The organism is Microvirga sp. P5_D2 (genome assembly GCF_054049475.1).
On record NZ_JBFUMH010000319.1, the window covers coordinates 1 to 2,546 of the forward strand.

A 2,546-nucleotide genomic window follows, 5' to 3' on the forward strand; every position below is an offset into this window, starting at 1 on the left:
ATTACGAAGATGCCGGCGAATTACGAAGATGCCGGCGATCAGCGGAAGTACGGCTCGGGTCGGGCCGAAGAAGCGCCCCAGAAACAGCGCCCAGGGGCCGAAGCGCTGGAAAAACTGCTCCCCTCGCTCGACGAGCTGCGGGTTCCGCGACAGGGGCCACACGCCATAGGCCCGCTTCTTGGTTTTGGCGCCGATCTCGAAGGAAATCCAAGCGCTCAGGAAGGCGCCCACCGAGGCTCCGAGCCAGACCTGCCAGAAGGGAATATCCGCCGCAGCCAGTGCGAAGCCCACGGCAATCAGGATGGTGACCATCGGCAGGATCAGAGAAATGAAGGCAAAGGATTCGCCGAAGGTCATCAAGCCGACGATCAGCGGGGCATAGCTCTGATGCGCCCGGATGAAATCCAGCACGGTGTTGGTGATGCTCTCCAGATACACGCGAATCCTCCTGTTGGGCCTGTTCTAGCGAACGCGGGAGCCCGAGGCCACGTTTCCGTTTTCCACCTTCGTGATGCGAATGATCACATCACATGATTTGAAGCTTAAAGCCCGATGCGCTACCCAAAGAGGGAAGGGGCAAAGCCATGAATGTTCTCTCGATTCAGTCTCATGTCGCCTATGGCCATGTGGGCAATGCGTCCGCCGTCTTTCCGATGCAGCGTCTCGGCGTCGAGGTGTGGCCCATCCATACGGTCCAGTTCTCGAACCATACGGGCTACGGCTCCTGGAAAGGCCGCGTCTTCGACGGTCCGGCCATCGAGGAGCTGGTCGAGGGCATCGCCGAACGGGGCGTGCTGGAGCGTTGTGACGGCGTCCTTTCCGGCTATATGGGCTCCGCCGATATCGGCAACGCGATCCTCGGCGCGGTGGAGCGCGTGCGCGCGCTGAACCCCGAGGCGCTCTATTGCTGCGATCCGGTGATCGGCGATGTGGGACGCGGCGTGTTCGTGCGCCCGGGTATTCCGGAGTTCATGCGCGATCAGGCGCTTCCCGCTGCCGACATCATCACGCCCAATCAATTCGAGCTCGATTACCTGTCGGGCCTGACGACGGATAGTCTGAACGAGGTGAAGCGCGGCATCTCCAATGTGCAGGAGTTCGGCCCCAAGGCCGTGCTCGTCACTTCCGTGGAGACGCGGGAAACGCCCGACGACGCGGTGGATATGATCGCCGGCGAGGGCGGTCGTTTCTGGCGTGTGCGCACACCCAAGCTGTCGCTGAGCGTCAACGGAGCAGGCGATGCCATCGCGGCTTTGTTCTTCGTGCATTACGCCCGCACCCGCTCCGCGCCCACGGCGCTCGCAGAGGCCGCGGCCTCCGTCTACGGCTTGCTCAAGCGCACAGAGGAGGCGGGCTCTCGCGAGATCCTCACCATCGCCGCGCAGGACGAGTTCGTTTCGCCCACCTATCGTTTCACCGCCGAAGAGGTTTGAACCTGATGCCCCGCCGTTTCATCACCCTCGATGTGTTCACCTCGCAGCGTTTCGCCGGCAATCCCCTGGCTGTCGTGCTCGATGCCAAGGGGCTCGACGACGCGGCAATGCAGATCATCGCGAAAGAGTTCAACCTGTCTGAGACGGTATTCGTCTTTCCATCGGCCGATGCGCATCAGCGCGCTGATATCCGCATCTTCACGCCTGTGCGCGAATTGCCTTTCGCAGGCCATCCGACGGTGGGAACGGCGGTGCTGCTCGCACTGCTCGATCGGAACGGACAGGCTGGTGCCGTCGCATTCGGATTGAAGGAAAAGGTCGGCATCGTCCCCTGTATTGTCGAGGTGAAGGATGCGACGAACGGTGAAGCACGTTTCCGCCTGCCGCGCCTTCCTACGAGCTGGGGCGAGGGCAAGGAGTCGACGCAATGCGCTTGGGCGCTCGGGCTCGACCCAACCGACATCGGCTTCGCGCGTCATATTCCAAGCCGCCACTCGGCAGGCGTTGCTTATGATCTCGTGCCTGTGTCCTCTCTTGAGGCGCTGGCGAAATCCAAGCCGCAGGGCGAGGCCTTCGACAAGATCTTCGGAGACAGCGATCATCCGGCAGCTTATGTCTATGCGCGGATTCCCGATGCCGAGACCTTACGTTTCCGTGCCCGCATGTTCGGGCCCGGCATGGGCATCGTTGAGGATCCCGCGACTGGCTCCGCAGCAGCAGCGTTAGCCGGCGCACTCATGCAGTGCGAGCCGCTGGGCGATGGCGAGCACAACATCATCATCGAGCAGGGCGTCGAGATGGGACGACCCAGCGAGATCGCCTTGCAGATGACGATCAAGAGCGGCGCACTCATTTCCGCCGAGATCGGCGGCGGCGCCGTCATGGTGAGCCGTGGCGAGATCCTGGCATGAATTCCGAGTTTCAGATCCGGCGCGTCTCGCGTGTCGAGGCGCGCTGCGTTCCCATGGAATGGGCGTGGGCGGAGCAGAACCGGCATCTCATCGAAGAGAACTGGAAACGGCGTGTCGCAGACAAGCCGAAGATGTTCAATGGGCGCGTGTTGCTGTTGCGAGATCTGGAATTCGGGCAAGACGAATGCCGTAACACCTATTT

General features: G+C 62.0%; 3 protein-coding genes and 1 pseudogene. 3 read left to right on the plus strand and 1 reads right to left on the minus strand.

What is annotated here, in order from left to right:
• Positions 1-438: DedA family protein (locus ACXJKO_RS31150; RefSeq protein WP_457094872.1), on the minus strand; the 438-nt coding region annotated here is incomplete at its 3' end.
• 146 nt (positions 439-584) lie between these two features.
• On the opposite strand from ACXJKO_RS31150, the gene pdxY reads away from it, so the two are divergent.
• From pdxY to ACXJKO_RS31165, 3 genes and pseudogenes are all read left to right on the plus strand, one after another.
• Entirely contained in the window at positions 585-1,433 is an 849-nt protein-coding gene (gene pdxY / locus ACXJKO_RS31155; RefSeq protein ID WP_457094873.1) for a pyridoxal kinase PdxY, read from the plus strand.
• A 5-nt stretch (positions 1,434-1,438) separates the two neighbouring features.
• A complete protein-coding gene (locus ACXJKO_RS31160) occupies positions 1,439-2,344 on the plus strand; it encodes a PhzF family phenazine biosynthesis protein (RefSeq protein ID WP_457094874.1) in 906 nt (301 codons plus the stop codon).
• Positions 2,341-2,546 (plus strand): annotated as a pseudogene (locus ACXJKO_RS31165) (hypothetical protein); the annotation flags it as partial. The gene ACXJKO_RS31160 and the pseudogene ACXJKO_RS31165, both read left to right, overlap by 4 nt.